This is a genomic window from Vibrio sp. R10-SG-ISO4 (genome assembly GCF_059834135.1).
On sequence record NZ_JCBDHJ010000001.1, the window covers coordinates 194506 to 211635 of the forward strand.

The window sequence follows — 17130 nt, forward strand, 5'->3', positions numbered from 1 at the left end:
CCCGACAAGAAGCCGGGGCGATGTTTTCACTTTGAACGCATTAGACGTCGGCGTTTATTGTGCTTCTTTCCAAATCGCACAAGGCTCGATTTTGGCGCGCTGTAACTTGTGCTTATCACGCTCTGCGTCACGCTTAAATTTGTATGGGCCAAGCACCACGCGATACCAACTGCTGTCTTCTTTTTTGCGAATTTTGCTGTTGATGCCTTGGAAAGCAATATCCAACTTACGCGCTTCAGCTTGCTGCGCGGTTTTGTACGCGCCGCACTGCATGATGTAGGGAATCTCAGACACCACCAACTCTTTGGCTTTCACTTCCACTTCACGACTCGGCAACGACTCGACATAATCCCACTTCTCTTCTGGCGGAGGAGGGAGAGTTTGGCTGCTTTTCGCTTTGGGTTTCGGGGTAGGCTTCGCGGGTTGAACCACCGGCGCAGGCGGCTCAGGATCGCTACTGAGTAGATACAACCCATAACCGAACGCCGAGACCAAGACGATGGCCAACAAACCACTGCGCCACGGTTTCTTGCGGCGCGGGGCGGCTTTTTTAGTCGGCTTACGGCTACTGCCGCGCTTTACGTAATCTCTATTCGCCACAACTGATTATCAAACCATTTAATACAACTGCTCGCTATGTTAAAGCAGATTTGTGTGTGAGGACAGACCGGAATTGGAAGCGGCTCAGCAAAACTGGCCGCAAAGTGGCGCAGCCAGGGCGACCGGCGGCTCAATGACCGTTCAAGTCGTCTAGAGGACGCGCGGCGGCGCGGCGCTATCTCGAATCACCAGTTCTGTTTCGAGCAGTCGAGAGCCGGCACGCACGTCGTGGCCACGGAGGATCTCAAGCATCATCAGCATCGCCTGACGCCCGATTTCATAACGCGGCTGAGAAATCGTCGTGAGTGGTGGATCGCAGTATTGCGCAAACTGAATGTCATCAAAACCCACAACCGATAGATCTTGTGGCACGCGAAGTCCGAGCTTTTTCGCTTCCTGAATCGCGCCAATCGCCATCATATCATTGTGACAAAAAACCGCTGTCGGCGGCTCAGATAAGGCCAACAACTGACGAATCGCCTTCGCACCATCTTCAAATGTGAAGTTGCCTTCTGCGCAATAGTGTTCGTTCATCGTTAGGCCTGCGCGGCGCAACGCTTGTTGATAACCCTGGTGACGGAACTGACACAGTAGAGCACTCTCTGGCCCCGAAATCTGCGCGACACGGCGATGCCCCATCTGAGTCAGGTAGTTGACCGCTTCAAATGCGGAAGTGAGGTTATCAATATGCACGGTGGGCAACTCTAACTCAGGCGCAAATTCGCACGCCATGACCATCGGCGGCAGATTCTTTTGTTCTGCCTTGCTAACATCAAACGGTAAATCCGTACCGAGCAGCAGCATGCCATCGGCCTGCTTAGTGAATACCAAGTTCACAAAAGAGCTTTCACGCTTTCTTTGTTGGCCGCTGTCCCCAAGCAATACGATGTAACCGTGCTCCATAGCCGCATCTTCAATGCCACGAATGATTTCGGTGTAATAGGGATCGCAAATGTCTGGGATGATCGCGATGATGGTCTTTGATTCGTTTCTACGCAGATTGCGCGCCAGCGAGTTGGGTGAGTAGCCAGCTTCAAGCACCGCCTCTTCGACGCGTTTTCTCGTCGCAGAAGAGACTTTCTCGGGATTCATCAACGCCCGTGATACCGTCGCCGTCGACACTCCCGCAAGCTGGGCAACATCCTTCATTGTCGCCATAAGTTATTAACCCTCTTAATTAAAGATGTAGCGCTTTAGCCACCTAAACCTTGTTGCCTTGATCATAGCGTCTGGTGTGGTGATGACGGGGTCAATCCTGCACCGCTTATGATGATGGTAGGCTGATGCCCACTCTTATTGGCAGCGAAAAGCAATCGTTTGGCTCTTGCCAAGGTTCGCTTCGCCTATCCCTTTCCAAACAACTAGTTTATTCATTTCGAAACAGAAAGTTACGGGATATTTAACAAAACCCGAACTATAAAAGAGAGCCAGATCACAAATAAATGAAAAAGAACGAAATCAGCTCACAGCGCCTATCGTCCCTGCCCCTATTTAAACTAATCGGCGTGTTAGCTCAAGTCTTGAGGCTCGATATCGACCGACCAACGGACCTTTTTCGCGCTCGGCAGCAACTCGATAGCCGGCTTAGCACTGGCTAGCAGCTTTTGCATTAACGAGCGCTGCTCGGTTTGCAGCAGTAATTGCCAACGGAACTTACCCGCACGTTTGGCAAGCGGGGCGGGTGTCGGGCCCAGCACCATGCAGCCGGAATCAAACAGAGGGTGGGATTCTAAAGTAAAGCGGACTTGGCGTAGGAACTCTTCCACCAGCTCAGATTGGTTCGCCTCCGCACGAAACAGCGTTAAAAACGAATACGGGGGCAACGCCGCCAGTTTTCGCTCTGCTAAGGCCACCTCGGCGAAGTCCCGATAACTCTTTTTCAACAGTGCTTGCAATAGGCTGTGCTCTGGGTGGTGGGTTTGCAACAACACTTCACCGGGTTTACTGGCACGCCCCGCTCGGCCTGCCACCTGAATGAATAGCTGGGCTAAACGCTCAGAGGCTCGAAAGTCGCTGCTGTAGAGTGAGCCATCGACATCCAACAGCGCCACCAGCGTCACATCCGGGAAATGGTGCCCTTTGGCGAGCATTTGCGTGCCGATCAGAATCTGATATTCACCGCGTCGAATGGCGCTTAACGCCTCTTCTAGGCTGCCTTTGCGCCGCGTGCTGTCGCGGTCAATACGAATGGTTTTCTGCTCTGGAAAGAGCGTATGCAGTTGTTCCTCTAGCTGCTCGGTTCCCACCCCAACAGTGACCAGTTGAGTGGAACCACACCCTTGGCACTGGTGGATCGTCGGCTGCTGAGAGCCACAGTGGTGACAGCGAATTTCGCTGCTGTGCTGATGGTAGGTGTAGTAGGCGTCGCAGCGCTTGCATTCCGCGATCCAGCCACATTCGTGACACATCAGAGCCGGGGAAAAGCCGCGTCGATTTAAAAACAGCATCACCTGATTGCCTGCGTTGAGGTGCTTGCGCATTTGAGCGATCAGTGGCGCAGAGAGGCCCCCCTCTAAATAGAGCCCTTTGACGTCAATCACTTGATTGGTGGTGGGCACCGCACTGCCTGCTCGGCGAGACAAATGCAGATGATGATATTTGCCAGACAGCGCATTGTGCAGCGTTTCTAACGCGGGCGTTGCTGAACCAAGCACAATCGGGATCTGCTCTTTGTTGGCGCGCATGACCGCCACATCGCGCGCATGGTAGCGCAAGCTATCTTGCTGCTTGTAAGAGCTATCATGCTCTTCATCGACAATAATAATGCCCAGATCAGCAAAAGGCGTCAGCAATGCAGATCGCGTCCCAATCACAATGCCGGCCACTTTATCGCGCGCGCACAACCAGGCATTGAGGCGCTCGGTGTCATTCAATCCAGAATGTACTACCTCAATCGGCACGTTAAAACGCTTTCGAAAGCGATTAATGGTTTGCGGCGTCAGGCCGATTTCCGGCACCAGCACCAAAGCCTGCTGACCCCGTTCGAGGACTGGCTTAATCATGTTGAGGTACACCTCAGTTTTACCTGAACCGGTCACCCCTTCGAGCAAAAAGCAGCCAAAACCGCTGAAACTGTTGACCGTCGCGATGGCGATCGCTTGCTCTTCATTCAGCTTTGGTTTCTCAACATCGGCTTCAATGTCAGCGCCCCACTTAGCAAAATGAGGCTTGCGCTCAATCGACTCAATCCAACCTTTGTCTGTCAACGTGCGCAGCACGCTAGTGCTGACCTCTTCATCAATAAAACGTTGGTGTGACGTCGGTCCGTGTTGCAGCATCTGCATCACTTTGGCTTGCTTAACCGCTCGGCCAAACCCATGCATCAACTGATCGCGTCCGGTTGGCGTCAGTTGCCATTCCACCACGGCGGTAAAGTCGGCCGGTTTTCCCTTACGCAGGGCGCTGGGCATCGCATTGGCTAAGGTGTCGCCAAGTGGATATTGGTAAAAGTGGCTGCACCAGTGCAACAAGGTATATAACGAGTCGGGCCAAACAGGTTGACTGTCGAGCACCTGCTTAATCGGCTTGATTTTGTCCATCGGCAGCGATGACTGCTGCACCAAGGCCGTCACGATACCAACTAAGGTTTGACGGCCAAAAGGCACAGACACGCGCCCACCAATCACTGGAAAAAGGTGTCCAGGGATTTGATAGTCAAACTGTTTATCTAGTGGTACGGGTAACGCGACTCGGGCGATGGTGGGTCTCATTCAGTCTTTCACTGCAGGTCAATGACGCGTTTAGTCTAAGGGAAAAGGCAGAGTGAGAAAAGCCAGCGCATCTCAGTGTCTGTATGAGGAGACGCGGGTAACACCACTTCGCGATAACATCCATGCGTCTCCCTCTCCTGCAGCGGCTAAAAAAGTAGCGATTTCTACCCCAAATCGGTTGATCCTAGGCGTACTATTCATTACTATATCGCGCCTTAGAGATATGGCTGCTCTGGCAGCGGTGTCCTAAATCCATTTTACATTAACTACGTGTGGTGTCCGGCTCTGAATCGGATAGCGACACGGCCTATATTGAGGTTACCCCATGAAAGCTGGAATCCACCCAGAATACAAAGCAGTAGCAGCAACTTGTTCTTGTGGCAACACATTTGAGTTCAAATCTACTCTAGACAAAGAATCAATCCACCTAGACGTATGTGACAAATGTCACCCATTCTACACTGGTAAGCAACGTATCGTTGATACAGGCGGCCGTGTAGATCGCTTCAACAAGCGTTTCGGTGCTCTATCAAGCGGTAAGAAGTAATTCCTTCTCGCGGATAGGAAAAAGGACGCTGCGGCGTCCTTTTTTGTTGCCAGAGATTTTAGAGCAATTAACCTATTCACAGTAAAACCCGCAGTCATATCTCTTTCTATCTGGTCTAATCTCCAGTCATTTCCCACATATTACCCTACTCGCTCGCATTCTGACCTAGGCAGCTTGACTCAGTTCCTCTAAAATGATTAACCCCCTTTGTGCTGAATCATTTTAACGAGTACCTATTTCTATGCCTGATGACCACCGTCAAGACCTGACCCCTGAAGAACAATTTCGCCAAAAAGCGCTCGACTACCATGCCTTTCCAAAACCAGGCAAGATCTCTGTCGAGCTGACCACCCAAGCAGAAACCGCGCAAGATCTCGCACTCGCCTACAGCCCAGGCGTGGCCGAGCCGGTACGAGAGATCGCTCAAAACCCCGATAATGTCTATAAGTACACCGCAAAAGGCAATATGGTGGCAGTGATCTCCAACGGCACAGCGATTCTTGGCCTAGGTAATCTTGGCCCACTGGCATCAAAGCCCGTGATGGAAGGCAAAGCCCTGCTGTTTAAGCGCTTTGCAGGTTTGGACTCCATCGACATCGAAGTCAAACACCGCACCATCGATGAGTTTGTCGACACGGTCGCCAACATCGCGGATACCTTTGGCGGCATCAACTTAGAAGACATCAAAGCGCCAGACTGCTTTGAAATCGAAAAACAATTAATTGAGCGCTGTGATGTGCCAGTCTTCCATGATGACCAACACGGTACCGCCATTGTGACGGCTGCTGGCATGTTAAACGCCATTGAGCTGCAAGGTAAAAAACTGGAAGACGCCGTGATTGTCTGTCTGGGCGCCGGTGCGGCTGCCATCGCTTGTATGGAGCTGCTGATCAAGTGCGGCGCGATGCGCGAGAAAATTTACATGCTGGATCGCAAAGGTGTGATCCACACTCGACGTGATGATCTCAACGAATACAAACAACTGTTTGCCAACAACACCGACAAACGTACGCTGCAAGATGTCATCGAAGGCGCCGATCTGTTCCTTGGCGTTTCTGGTCCTAACCTGTTATCGCCAGATGATCTTAAATTGATGGCCGACAAACCCATCGTGTTTGCCTGCTCTAACCCAGATCCTGAGATCAAACCTGAGCTCGCTCATGATGTACGCAATGACCTCATTATGGGTACAGGTCGCAGTGACTACCCGAACCAAGTCAACAACGTACTTTGCTTCCCGTTTATTTTCCGTGGCGCACTGGATGTACGTGCTAGCGAGATCAACGATGAGATGAAGCTCGCTGCCGTAGCGGCGATCCGTCAACTGGCGAAGGAAGAGGTCCCTGCCAATGTTCTGACCGCCGCGGGTGTGGATTCACTCTCGTTTGGCCCAGACTACATTATTCCAAAACCGATGGACCCAAGACTACTCCCCCGCGTCGCCAAAGCGGTCGCGTTAGCCGCGGTAGAATCCGGGGTGGCACGCATTGAGCTGCCTGACCATTACATGGATATCGAGTAACCTTGACGCCCACTACCAGCCACGACCTTTGTCTCTGGCTGAGCAAAAACAACAAAGCCGCTGACGATGTCAGCGGCTTTTGCATTCAAATTCGGTGCAAAACAGGGCGAGCGTTAGTCGTCAAACGCCTCAAACTCAATCCCCATCTCCGTCATCAGCTTTTTCACTTCAGCGGGAATATCATCTGGACGGTCTTTACGCAAATCTTCATCCGTCGGTAATGGTTGACCTGTGTAAGCGTGCAAGAACGCTTCACACAACAACTCACTGTTGGTGGCATGACGCAGGTTGTTGATCTGGCGGCGCGTACGCTCGTCTGTTAATACCTTAAGGACTTTAAGTGGGATGGAGACCGTGATTTTTTTCACTTGCTCACTTTTCTTACCGTGTTCTGCGTATGGGCTAATGTATTCGCCATTCCAGTCTGCCATTGCGCACCTTTATATTTGCGTATGAGTGTTTAAACCACAATTTTAACGGTATTTATGGCTACAAGCAAAGACATATAGACGTCTAGAAGTGTTGACGTCTTAAAAAATGAGAAGTAAAGTGGTTGGCGATAGGAGTGGAATCGGCCCAAACTGTGAGTGTGTCGCAGCACTACACCACATTGGGTGCCGGATACACCTGATAAGCAACAGGTATATCGCATTCCCTAAAACAAGTCACTACTGTTCGCAAGGAAAACGCTATGAGCACGCGCAAACCCGCCACCATCGCGGTACGTACTGGTATCGAGTCAGACACCCAACATCACGCTGTCGTTCCCCCTATTTATCTCTCGACCAATTACGGATTTCCGGCGTTTGGTGAAGTGCCGAAATACGATTACACGCGTTCTGGCAACCCGAACCGTGGCCTGCTTGAAACGGCGCTGTATGAATTAGAAGGTGGAGAAGGCGCAGTGGTGACCAACTGTGGCACCTCAGCGCTCAACCTTTGGGTGTCTGCGTTTGTCGGGCCAGATGATTTGATTGTCGCGCCACACGATTGCTACGGTGGCACCTATCGACTCTTCAATACCCGTGCGCAAAAAGGCGACTTCAACGTGTTGTTCGTCGACCAATCCGATGACGCAGCCTTGACCGCCGCCATCAACCAGAAACCCAAGCTTATCCTGTTGGAAACGCCATCAAATCCTTTGGTGCGTGTGGTGGATATCGAGAAAGTCTGCCAGCAAGCGAAACAAGTCGGCGCACTGGTCGCGGTTGACAATACCTTCTTAACCCCGATTTTCCAGAAGCCACTCGAACTGGGTGCGGATTTCGTTATTCACTCAACCACCAAATACATCAACGGTCACTCCGATGTGATTGGCGGCGTGGTGATCACAAAAACCAAAGCGCACGCTGAAGAACTGGCTTGGTGGGGCAACTGCATTGGGGCCACCGGCACGCCGTTTGATAGCTACATGACGCTGCGCGGCATCCGCACGTTAGGCGCACGAATGAAGGTGCATGAACAAAGCTCGGCAAACATTCTCGACTTTCTGAAAACAGAGTCACTGGTCGGCCGCATCTATCACCCAAGCTTGCCGGATCACCCTGGCCATGACATCGCTAAGAAACAACAATCAGGCTTTGGTTCTATGCTCAGCTTCGAGTTCGCTGGCAGCTTTGAAGAACTGAAACAGTTTGTCGGTGAGCTGAAACTCTTCTCTCTTGCAGAATCGCTAGGCGGCGTAGAAAGCCTCATTTGTCACCCAGCGTCAATGACCCACCGTGCGATGGGAGAAGCGGCGCTGGCCGAGGCAGGTGTCTCTCAGCAACTGCTGCGTCTGTCTGTCGGTCTTGAAGATGCCGATGACCTGATTGACGATCTCAAGCAAGCCTTTAACTGTGTGAAGGAGTCCGCGTAATGACGACATCGCGTCAACTGCATAAATTTGGTGGTAGCAGCTTAGCGGATCCGGAGTGCTACCGCCGGGTAGTCACCATACTCAAAGAATACTCTGGCAGCGATGATCTGATCGTTGTCTCAGCGGCCGGTAAAACCACCAATCATTTGATTGAATTTACCGAAGCGCTCTATAAAGACGGCCGCCTTGCCCATGAAGCGTTGCAGTCGGTACGACAATTCCAAACAGGGCTTATCGAAGCCTTGATTGACAGTGACGACGAACAAGCGCACATGCTGGCGACGCTCAAAGACGAGTTCACCACCCTCGGCGAATTAAGCGCCCCGTTAAGCGAGGCGGAGCGAGCTGCGGTACTTGGCCACGGTGAAATGTGGTCCTCAAGACTGCTCGCCGCGCTATTGAATCAAGCGGGTTTACCAGCCATCGCGCAAGACTCTCGCACTTTCTTACGGGCAGAAACCGGCACGCAACCTGAAGTGGATCGTGGTCAGTCCTACCCACTACTGAAGGAAATTTTGGCGCAACACTCACAGCGTCGTCTGGTGTTTACCGGCTTTATGGCGCAAAACCAAGCAGGCCAAACCGTGCTGCTTGGCCGAAACGGATCCGATTACTCTGCCACCGTGATTGGCGCGCTCGCAGAGGTCAGTCGCGTCACGATTTGGAGTGACGTTGCTGGCGTATACAGCGCAGACCCTCGCCTTGTCAGTGATGCTTGTCTTCTGCCCCTATTGCGACTGGATGAAGCAAGTGAACTGGCACGCCTTGCCGCCCCCGTGCTGCATAGCCGTACCTTGCAGCCTGTCGCTCAAAGTACGATGGACTTACACTTGCGCTGCAGTTACGACCCTGAATCTGGCTCTAGCCGCATTGAGCGCGTCCTCGCCTCTGGGCGTGGTGCCAAGATCATCTCCTCACTCAATGACGTGTTGTTGATTCAGTTAAACTTCGCCTCTGGCCATGATTTCAATCGCATGGAAAAAGAAGTGCTAAGCAGTTTGAAACGCGCCCAACTTGAACCTTTGACTTATGAAGTCCAAGCGGATAAGCACTCATTACGCCTTGCTTATACCTCGGAAATTGCAGGGGGCGCTTTAGGCTTCTTACAAGATTCCGCCATCGCAGCAGAAATTAAACTCAAGGAGGGCTACGCCCTTGTCGCTGCCGTAGGCGCTGGTGTCACCAACAACGCCAACCACTGTTACGGCTTTTACCAGAAGCTCAAGTCATCGCCTGTCGAGTTCATCTCTGAATCTCGTTCCGGTCTCAGTTTGGTGGCTGTCTTACGCCGCACCGAAACCGAACCACTCGTTAAGGCGATTCACAACCAACTTTTCCAAGCACAAAAACGAGTCGGCATCGCCCTATGCGGCAAAGGCAACATTGGCTCCAGTTGGTTAACCCTGTTTGCAGAACAAAAAGCAGAGCTAGAAAAGCGTCGTGGAATGAGTTTTGAGCTCGTGGCAGTGATCGACAGTCAAACCTATTGGTTTAATGACCAAGGCATCGATCCTAGCGCGGTCAGTGAGCATTTCGATGAAGAGTCTATCCCATATCAGAAAGGCGAGTGGATTCAGCGCCTCGGTGCGATTCAGGGCTATGACGATGTGGTCGTACTCGACGTGACGGCGAGCAAAGAGTTAGCTGAGCGCTACCTCGATATCGCTGAGCAAGGCATGCATCTTATCTCTGCCAATAAGGTTGCCGGCTCAGCCTCAAGTGCTTACTACCACCAAGTGCAAGACGCGTTTGCCAAAATAAACCGCCATTGGCTCTACAATGCCACCGTCGGAGCAGGCTTGCCGATCAACCACACTGTGCGCGATTTGCGTGAGAGTGGCGATGTCATTTATGCGGTCTCAGGGATTTTCTCTGGCACCCTCTCTTGGTTGTTCCAACAATATGATGGCAGCGTACCGTTTGCCGAGTTGGTCGATTTAGCGTGGCAGCAAGGCTTAACCGAGCCAGACCCTAGGCAGGATCTCGATGGCTCTGACGTAATGCGCAAGCTGGTCATCTTAGCCAGAGAAGCCGGTCTCGAGATTGAGCCTGAATCGGTCAAAGTCGAGAGCTTAGTGCCCGATGAACTGGCCGAACTCTCACTGGATGATTTTCTCGATAACAGTCAGCAGCTCAGCGAACAGTTGGCAGAAAGGCTCGAGAAAGCGCAACGTGAAGACAAAGTGCTGCGCTACGTCGCGAGACTGGAAAAGAACGGTAAAGCTCGAGTAGGTGTCGAAGCACTCAGCAAAGAACACGCCTTGGCTAACCTGTTACCATGCGACAACATCTTTGCGATTGAGAGCAAATGGTATAAGGACAACCCACTGGTCATTCGCGGACCGGGGGCGGGGCGAGAAGTGACCTCTGGCGCGATTCAATCAGACCTTAACTTGTTGTCCAGTTTTCTCTAGTTTCACAGGTTGCTTCGGCAACCTGTTTTCTTATTCGGGCGTCGTGCTTCGCGCACTTCAAATTCTCTCATTATGAACTTGAAAAAAATTCATGGTGGGAGTGTTGACATTAAAACGTATTCAATACATTCTGTGGACATATAGACGTCTAAACGTCGATTTAATCAAATTGAATGTTGGGGCTGCAGTTACCTACGGATAGGGTCGCCACACGGAGAGAGAAAGATGGGATACACACACGCGAGTCATATTGACGCTTTAAACCAAAATATTGCCGAGCTATCGAACAACATCAATGTGTCATTCGAGTTCTTTCCTCCGAGCAGCGAAAAAATGGAAGAGACGCTGTGGAACTCGGTTCATCGCCTCAAAACCCTTAAGCCTAAATTTGTCTCTGTTACCTACGGCGCCAACTCCGGCGAGCGTGATCGCACTCACTCCATCATTAAAGAGATCAAAGCCGAGACCGGCCTAATTGCGGCACCTCATCTCACTTGTATCGATGCCAGCCGTGACGAGCTCATTCAGATTGCTGACGATTACTGGAACAATGGTATTGAAAGCATCGTCGCACTGCGCGGTGATATTCCTCCTGGTGGTGGCAAACCGGATATGTACGCCTCCGATCTCGTGGAACTGCTTAAATCACGTCACGACTTTGATATCTCTGTTGCAGCCTTTCCCGAGGTACACCCTGAAGCAAAAAGTGCGCAGTCGGATCTGCTGAACCTCAAGCGTAAAGTCGATGCAGGCGCAAACCGCGCCATTACTCAGTTCTTTTTTGATGTAGAGAGCTACCTACGCTTTCGTGATCGCAGTGTTGCGGCTGGCATTGATGTCGAAATTGTTCCGGGCATCCTTCCTGTTTCCAACTTTAAACAAGCTTCACGTTTTGCCGCGCAGAATAACGTCAAAGTCCCTGGCTGGATGGCGAAACAATTTGAAGGGCTGGATGACGACCCAACCACTCGCCAATTGGTGGGTGCGAGCCAAGCCATCGACATGGTGCGTATCCTAAGTCGTGAAGGTGTGAAAGATTTCCACTTCTACACTCTCAACCGCGCCGAAATGACCTACGCGCTTTGCCACACTTTGGGCGTGCGCCCTCAGGTCTAATCTGACAGATACCAAAGCAAAAAGGGTTGGCACTGTGCCAACCCTTTTTAGTCTACAGAAACGATGATTACTCAACGTCTTCCATCTTACCTAGCAAGCTGCGGATGCGCTCTTGCCATGCTGTGTGTTCTTGTTGCATCTGCTGATTTTGCGCGACCAACTCTTCACGGCTTGTACGCAGCTCGTTCGCTTCATTTGCTAGCTTCTGCTTTTCTTCTTTAAGCTCTTCCACTTCCATTTGAAGCAGAGTGATAGTATCAACCGCGGTTTGGATTTTTGCTTCTAGTTTTTCTAGTACTTCAAAAGACATCGTTGCCTACCTTTTTAATCATTCTCTGGATGGTTGGGTCATACGACATGACAAACCCATTTACCTTCCATTCTACTCAGCCAAGCCGCTTTAAACACGCCCTATATTTGCAAATCTGCGTCATTCGATTAAAAAAACAACGCAATTTGACTCAGAGTTTACAAGACCAGAAGAATGAATAGTTCCGCCCGTTTTCCTGCCCCTGGTTTGATCCAGTTCAACCCTGCTGAACCAAAAAGGCAAACGTTTCCCTAGTGATGTGCTAAAATCGCGGCGATTTAATTTTGTTCAGTTTTTCCTACCAGTTGGAGTCATCATGAAACGCGATTTAGCAATGGCATTCTCTAGAGTTACCGAAGGCGCAGCCCTAGCGGGTTATAAATGGCTTGGCCGTGGCGATAAGAACGCCGCCGACGGTGCCGCTGTCGAAGTGATGCGTACCCTGCTTAATAAAACAGAAATCGAAGGTGAGATTGTCATTGGTGAAGGCGAGATCGATGATGCGCCTATGCTGTATATCGGTGAAAAAGTAGGGACAGGTGGTGATTGTGTCGATATCGCGGTTGACCCAATTGAAGGGACCCGCATGACAGCCATGGGCCAGTCCAATGCGCTGGCTGTTCTGGCCGCAGGTGAAAAAGGCAGCTTCTTAAAAGCCCCAGATATGTACATGGAAAAACTGGTTGTGGGGCCAGGCGCAAAAGGCTGTATCGACCTCAATAAACCACTCAAAGAGAACCTTATTAACGTCGCTGAAGCGCTCAACAAGCCGCTCGATCGACTTGTGGTGATCACCTTAGCAAAACCGCGTCACGATAAGGTGATTGCTGAGATGCAAGCAATGGGGGTACGCGTTTTTGCCGTACCTGATGGTGACGTGGCCGCCTCCATTCTTACCTGCCTGCCTGACAGTGAAGTCGACATGATGTACTGCATTGGCGGCGCACCAGAAGGTGTGGTATCTGCCGCTGTGATCCGTGCACTCGATGGTGATATGCATGGCCGCTTGCTACCTAGACATGAAGTTAAAGGTGATAGCGAAGAAAACCGCATCTACGGCGCTGCTGAGCTAAAACGTTGCGAAGAAATGGGCGTGACAGCCAATGTTGTGCTGACTATGGAAGAGATGGCTCGCAGCGATAACGTCGTCTTTTCTGCCACTGGCATCACCAAAGGTGACCTGCTTGAGGGCATTACCCGCCAAGGTAACATCGCCACCACAGAAACCTTACTGATCCGTGGACGCTGCCGCACCATTCGTCGCATTAAATCGACACACTACCTAGAACGCAAAGACCCTGAAGTGCGAGACATTATTCTTTAATCTCGTCAGCCCTCTCTTCGAAGCCAGCCAACGTGCTGGCTTTTTCTTGTCTGTATAAAACCGTCGAGCAGACGAACCCAGCACTTTCAGGAGCGTTAAACGTAAAAAAGCCTCAGTCTTTCGACTAAGGCTTAGTATAAGTGGCGAAGTGGGACTCGATGGTCCGGCATTCCGGCCCGCGAAAAAGTGCACATCACTTTCGGGAGCGTTAAACGTAAAAAGCCTTAGTCTTTCGACTAAGGCTTAGTATAAGTGGCGGAGTGGACGGGACTCGAACCCGCGACCCCCGGCGTGACAGGCCGGTATTCTAACCAACTGAACTACCACTCCGCAGTGGCATCACTCGCCTAAGCAAGTGTCCATAATTTGAAGCCTGGCGATGTCCTACTCTCACATGGGGAAACCCCACACTACCATCGGCGCTAATTCGTTTCACTTCTGAGTTCGGCATGGAATCAGGTGGGTCCAAATCGCTATGGTCGCCAAGCAAATTCTTTAATTCGGAAAGCTGTTTACGTTCTTACACATTCAATGTTCTTACATTGAGTCCATCAAAACCCTTTGGGTGTTGTATGGTTAAGCCTCACGGGCAATTAGTACAGGTTAGCTCAACGCCTCACAGCGCTTACACACCCTGCCTATCAACGTTCTAGTCTCGAACAACCCTTAAGGGCACTTAAAGTGCCAGGGAAGACTCATCTCAGGGCTCGCTTCCCGCTTAGATGCTTTCAGCGGTTATCGATTCCGAACTTAGCTACCGGGCAATGCGATTGGCATCACAACCCGAACACCAGAGGTTCGTCCACTCCGGTCCTCTCGTACTAGGAGCAGCCCCCTTCAATCTTCCAACGCCCACGGCAGATAGGGACCGAACTGTCTCACGACGTTCTAAACCCAGCTCGCGTACCACTTTAAATGGCGAACAGCCATACCCTTGGGACCGACTTCAGCCCCAGGATGTGATGAGCCGACATCGAGGTGCCAAACACCGCCGTCGATATGAACTCTTGGGCGGTATCAGCCTGTTATCCCCGGAGTACCTTTTATCCGTTGAGCGATGGCCCTTCCATTCAGAACCACCGGATCACTATGACCTGCTTTCGCACCTGCTCGAATTGTCATTCTCGCAGTCAAGCGGGCTTATGCCATTGCACTAACCTCACGATGTCCAACCGTGATTAGCCCACCTTCGTGCTCCTCCGTTACTCTTTGGGAGGAGACCGCCCCAGTCAAACTACCCACCAGGCACTGTCCTCACCCCGGATAACGGGGCTAAGTTAGAACATCAAACATACAAGGGTGGTATTTCAAGGTCGGCTCCACAGATACTGGCGTACCTGCTTCAAAGCCTCCCACCTATCCTACACATGTAGGCTCAATGTTCAGTGCCAAGCTGTAGTAAAGGTTCACGGGGTCTTTCCGTCTAGCCGCGGGTACACTGCATCTTCACAGCGATTTCAATTTCACTGAGTCTCGGGTGGAGACAGCGTGGCCATCATTACGCCATTCGTGCAGGTCGGAACTTACCCGACAAGGAATTTCGCTACCTTAGGACCGTTATAGTTACGGCCGCCGTTTACCGGGGCTTCGATCAAGAGCTTCGACCGAAGTCTAACCCCATCAATTAACCTTCCGGCACCGGGCAGGCGTCACACCGTATACGTCATCTTACGATTTTGCACAGTGCTGTGTTTTTAATAAACAGTTGCAGCCACCTGGTATCTGCGACTCTCAATAGCTCCATCCGCGAGGGACTTCACCGTCAAGAGCGTACCTTCTCCCGAAGTTACGGTACCATTTTGCCTAGTTCCTTCACCCGAGTTCTCTCAAGCGCCTTGGTATTCTCTACCCGACCACCTGTGTCGGTTTGGGGTACGATTCCAACTTATCTGAAGCTTAGAGGCTTTTCCTGGAAGCATGGCATCAATGACTTCACGCCCTTGGGCGCTCGACGTCGTGTCTCAGCCTTAAAGAGAGCCGGATTTACCTAACTCTCAAGCCTACGCACTTGAACCTGGACAACCGTCGCCAGGCCCACCTAGCCTTCTCCGTCCCCCCATCGCAATAAGTTGAAGTACGGGAATATTAACCCGTTTCCCATCGACTACGCCTTTCGGCCTCGCCTTAGGGGTCGACTTACCCTGCCCCGATTAACGTTGGACAGGAACCCTTGGTCTTCCGGCGAGGAGGTTTTTCACCCCCTTTATCGTTACTCATGTCAGCATTCGCACTTCTGATACCTCCAGCATGCTTTACAACACACCTTCAACGGCTTACAGAACGCTCCCCTACCCAATACCTAAAAGGTATTGCCGCAGCTTCGGTTTATTACTTAGCCCCGTTACATCTTCCGCGCAGGCCGACTCGACTAGTGAGCTATTACGCTTTCTTTAAATGATGGCTGCTTCTAAGCCAACATCCTAGCTGTCTAAGCCTTCCCACATCGTTTCCCACTTAGTAATAATTTGGGACCTTAGCTGGCGGTCTGGGTTGTTTCCCTCTCCACGACGGACGTTAGCACCCGCCGTGTGTCTCCCGGATAGTACTTACTGGTATTCGGAGTTTGCAAAGGGTTGGTAAGTCGGGATGACCCCCTAGCCTTAACAGTGCTCTACCCCCAGTAGTATTCGTCCGAGGCGCTACCTAAATAGCTTTCGGGGAGAACCAGCTATCTCCAGGTTTGATTGGCCTTTCACCCCTAGCCACAAGTCATCCGCTAATTTTTCAACATTAGTCGGTTCGGTCCTCCAGTTGATGTTACTCAACCTTCAACCTGCCCATGGCTAGATCACCTGGTTTCGGGTCTATATCCAGAGACTGAGCGCCCAGTTAAGACTCGGTTTCCCTACGGCTCCCCTAGATGGTTAACCTTGCCACTGAATATAAGTCGCTGACCCATTATACAAAAGGTACGCAGTCACACCACGAAGGTGCTCCTACTGCTTGTACGTACACGGTTTCAGGTTCTATTTCACTCCCCTCACAGGGGTTCTTTTCGCCTTTCCCTCACGGTACTGGTTCACTATCGGTCAGTCAGTAGTATTTAGCCTTGGAGGATGGTCCCCCCATATTCAGACAGGATATCACGTGTCCCGCCCTACTCGATTTCACTGAATGTGCGTTGTCAACTACGGGGCTATCACCCTTTATTGCCGGACTTTCCAGACCGTTCGTCTAACGCATATAAAGCTTAAGGGCTAGTCCAATTTCGCTCGCCGCTACTTTCGGAATCTCGGTTGATTTCTTTTCCTCGGGGTACTTAGATGTTTCAGTTCCCCCGGTTCGCCTCGTTATGCTATGTATTCACATAACGATACCTGCTTATGCAGGTGGGTTTCCCCATTCGGAAATCCCAGACTCAAGTGGTTTTTACTACCTAATCTGGGCTTATCGCAAGTTAATACGTCCTTCATCGCCTCTGACTGCCAAGGCATCCACCGTGTACGCTTAGTCACTTAACCATACAACCCCAAAGGGTCTTATTGGCTCATTTACTTTCACTTTGAAAAGTGAAAACAAACTAAGCAACCAAAGTTGTCTGCAATTATTTAAACATGATGCAGACTCGATTTTGCCGGACTCAAATATCTTTTTATTTTACTTTTTTATAAAAAGTGAAAACAAAAAGCCAAGAACACTTGAATGTGTTTTTGTGTATTCATAGATATGAATACTTTGAGAACTTTACAAACAACAATAAATTGTTGTTTTGTCAGCTTTCCAAATTGT

The 17130-nt window shown here is 51.0% G+C and carries 11 protein-coding genes, 1 tRNA gene and 2 rRNA genes; 6 read left to right on the forward strand and 8 right to left on the reverse strand.

Translation table 11 applies throughout. The features are described 5' to 3' along the window. Positions 1 to 54: 54 nt before the first annotated feature. From AC6R03_RS00910 to priA, 3 genes are all read right to left on the reverse strand, one after another. Positions 55 to 600 carry an SPOR domain-containing protein gene (locus AC6R03_RS00910; RefSeq protein ID WP_334555677.1) on the reverse strand — a complete coding sequence of 182 codons (546 nt, stop codon included), beginning with the start codon at positions 598 to 600 and terminating at the stop codon, positions 55 to 57. Between the two features lie 150 nt (positions 601 to 750). Next, the gene (cytR, locus tag AC6R03_RS00915; protein ID WP_500627047.1) at positions 751 to 1758 is read right to left on the reverse strand and encodes a DNA-binding transcriptional regulator CytR; all 1008 of its coding nucleotides are present in this window, start codon (positions 1756 to 1758) and stop codon (positions 751 to 753) included. A 350-nt stretch (positions 1759 to 2108) separates the two neighbouring features. Next, complete coding sequence (gene priA, locus AC6R03_RS00920; protein ID WP_500631006.1) at positions 2109 to 4310, reverse strand: primosomal protein N'; 2202 nt, start codon at positions 4308 to 4310, stop codon at positions 2109 to 2111. 325 nt (positions 4311 to 4635) lie between these two features. Between priA and rpmE the strand changes: the two genes are divergently transcribed. Next, positions 4636 to 4857 carry a 50S ribosomal protein L31 gene (rpmE, locus tag AC6R03_RS00925; RefSeq protein WP_334555681.1) on the forward strand — a complete coding sequence of 74 codons (222 nt, stop codon included), beginning with the start codon at positions 4636 to 4638 and terminating at the stop codon, positions 4855 to 4857. Positions 4858 to 5098: 241 nt separating this feature from the next. Further along, positions 5099 to 6379, forward strand: coding sequence for a malic enzyme-like NAD(P)-binding protein (locus AC6R03_RS00930; RefSeq protein ID WP_487902566.1), 1281 nt, complete (start codon positions 5099 to 5101; stop codon positions 6377 to 6379). Between the two features lie 113 nt (positions 6380 to 6492). Here AC6R03_RS00930 and metJ read toward each other — a convergent pair whose 3' ends face one another. Continuing rightward, positions 6493 to 6810, reverse strand: a complete 318-nt coding sequence (gene metJ, locus AC6R03_RS00935) for a met regulon transcriptional regulator MetJ (protein ID WP_334555683.1) — start codon at positions 6808 to 6810, stop codon at positions 6493 to 6495. Between the two features lie 260 nt (positions 6811 to 7070). Here metJ and AC6R03_RS00940 point away from each other — a divergent pair, with 260 nt between their 5' ends. From AC6R03_RS00940 to metF, 3 genes are all read left to right on the forward strand, one after another. Continuing rightward, positions 7071 to 8237, forward strand: coding sequence for an O-succinylhomoserine (thiol)-lyase (locus AC6R03_RS00940; protein ID WP_500631005.1), 1167 nt, complete (start codon positions 7071 to 7073; stop codon positions 8235 to 8237). Next, positions 8237 to 10651: a bifunctional aspartate kinase/homoserine dehydrogenase II gene (locus tag AC6R03_RS00945; RefSeq protein ID WP_500631004.1), complete on the forward strand. Its 2415-nt coding sequence runs from the start codon at positions 8237 to 8239 to the stop codon at positions 10649 to 10651. Before AC6R03_RS00940 ends, AC6R03_RS00945 begins: the two co-directional genes overlap by 1 nt. Positions 10652 to 10876: 225 nt before the next feature. Beyond that, positions 10877 to 11767 (forward strand): methylenetetrahydrofolate reductase, encoded by an 891-nt coding sequence (metF, locus tag AC6R03_RS00950; RefSeq protein ID WP_487902563.1) that lies wholly within the window; start codon positions 10877 to 10879, stop codon positions 11765 to 11767. Positions 11768 to 11834: 67 nt separating this feature from the next. Here the strand turns inward: metF and zapB are convergent, their stop codons facing one another. Further along, complete coding sequence (zapB, locus tag AC6R03_RS00955; protein ID WP_334555687.1) at positions 11835 to 12077, reverse strand: cell division protein ZapB; 243 nt, start codon at positions 12075 to 12077, stop codon at positions 11835 to 11837. Between the two features lie 316 nt (positions 12078 to 12393). Here zapB and glpX point away from each other — a divergent pair, with 316 nt between their 5' ends. After that, positions 12394 to 13401, forward strand: coding sequence for a class II fructose-bisphosphatase (gene glpX / locus AC6R03_RS00960; protein WP_334555688.1), 1008 nt, complete (start codon positions 12394 to 12396; stop codon positions 13399 to 13401). Between the two features lie 253 nt (positions 13402 to 13654). Here the strand turns inward: glpX and AC6R03_RS00965 are convergent. The 3 genes from AC6R03_RS00965 to AC6R03_RS00975 all read right to left on the reverse strand — a co-directional run bounded on the left by AC6R03_RS00965 (position 13655) and on the right by AC6R03_RS00975 (position 16862). Then, positions 13655 to 13731: transfer RNA gene (locus AC6R03_RS00965), tRNA-Asp, on the reverse strand. 41 nt (positions 13732 to 13772) lie between these two features. After that, positions 13773 to 13888 (reverse strand): 5S ribosomal RNA (gene rrf / locus AC6R03_RS00970). A gap of 85 nt (positions 13889 to 13973) precedes the next feature. Next, a 23S ribosomal RNA gene (locus AC6R03_RS00975) occupies positions 13974 to 16862 on the reverse strand. Between the last annotated feature and the right edge of the window lie 268 nt (positions 16863 to 17130).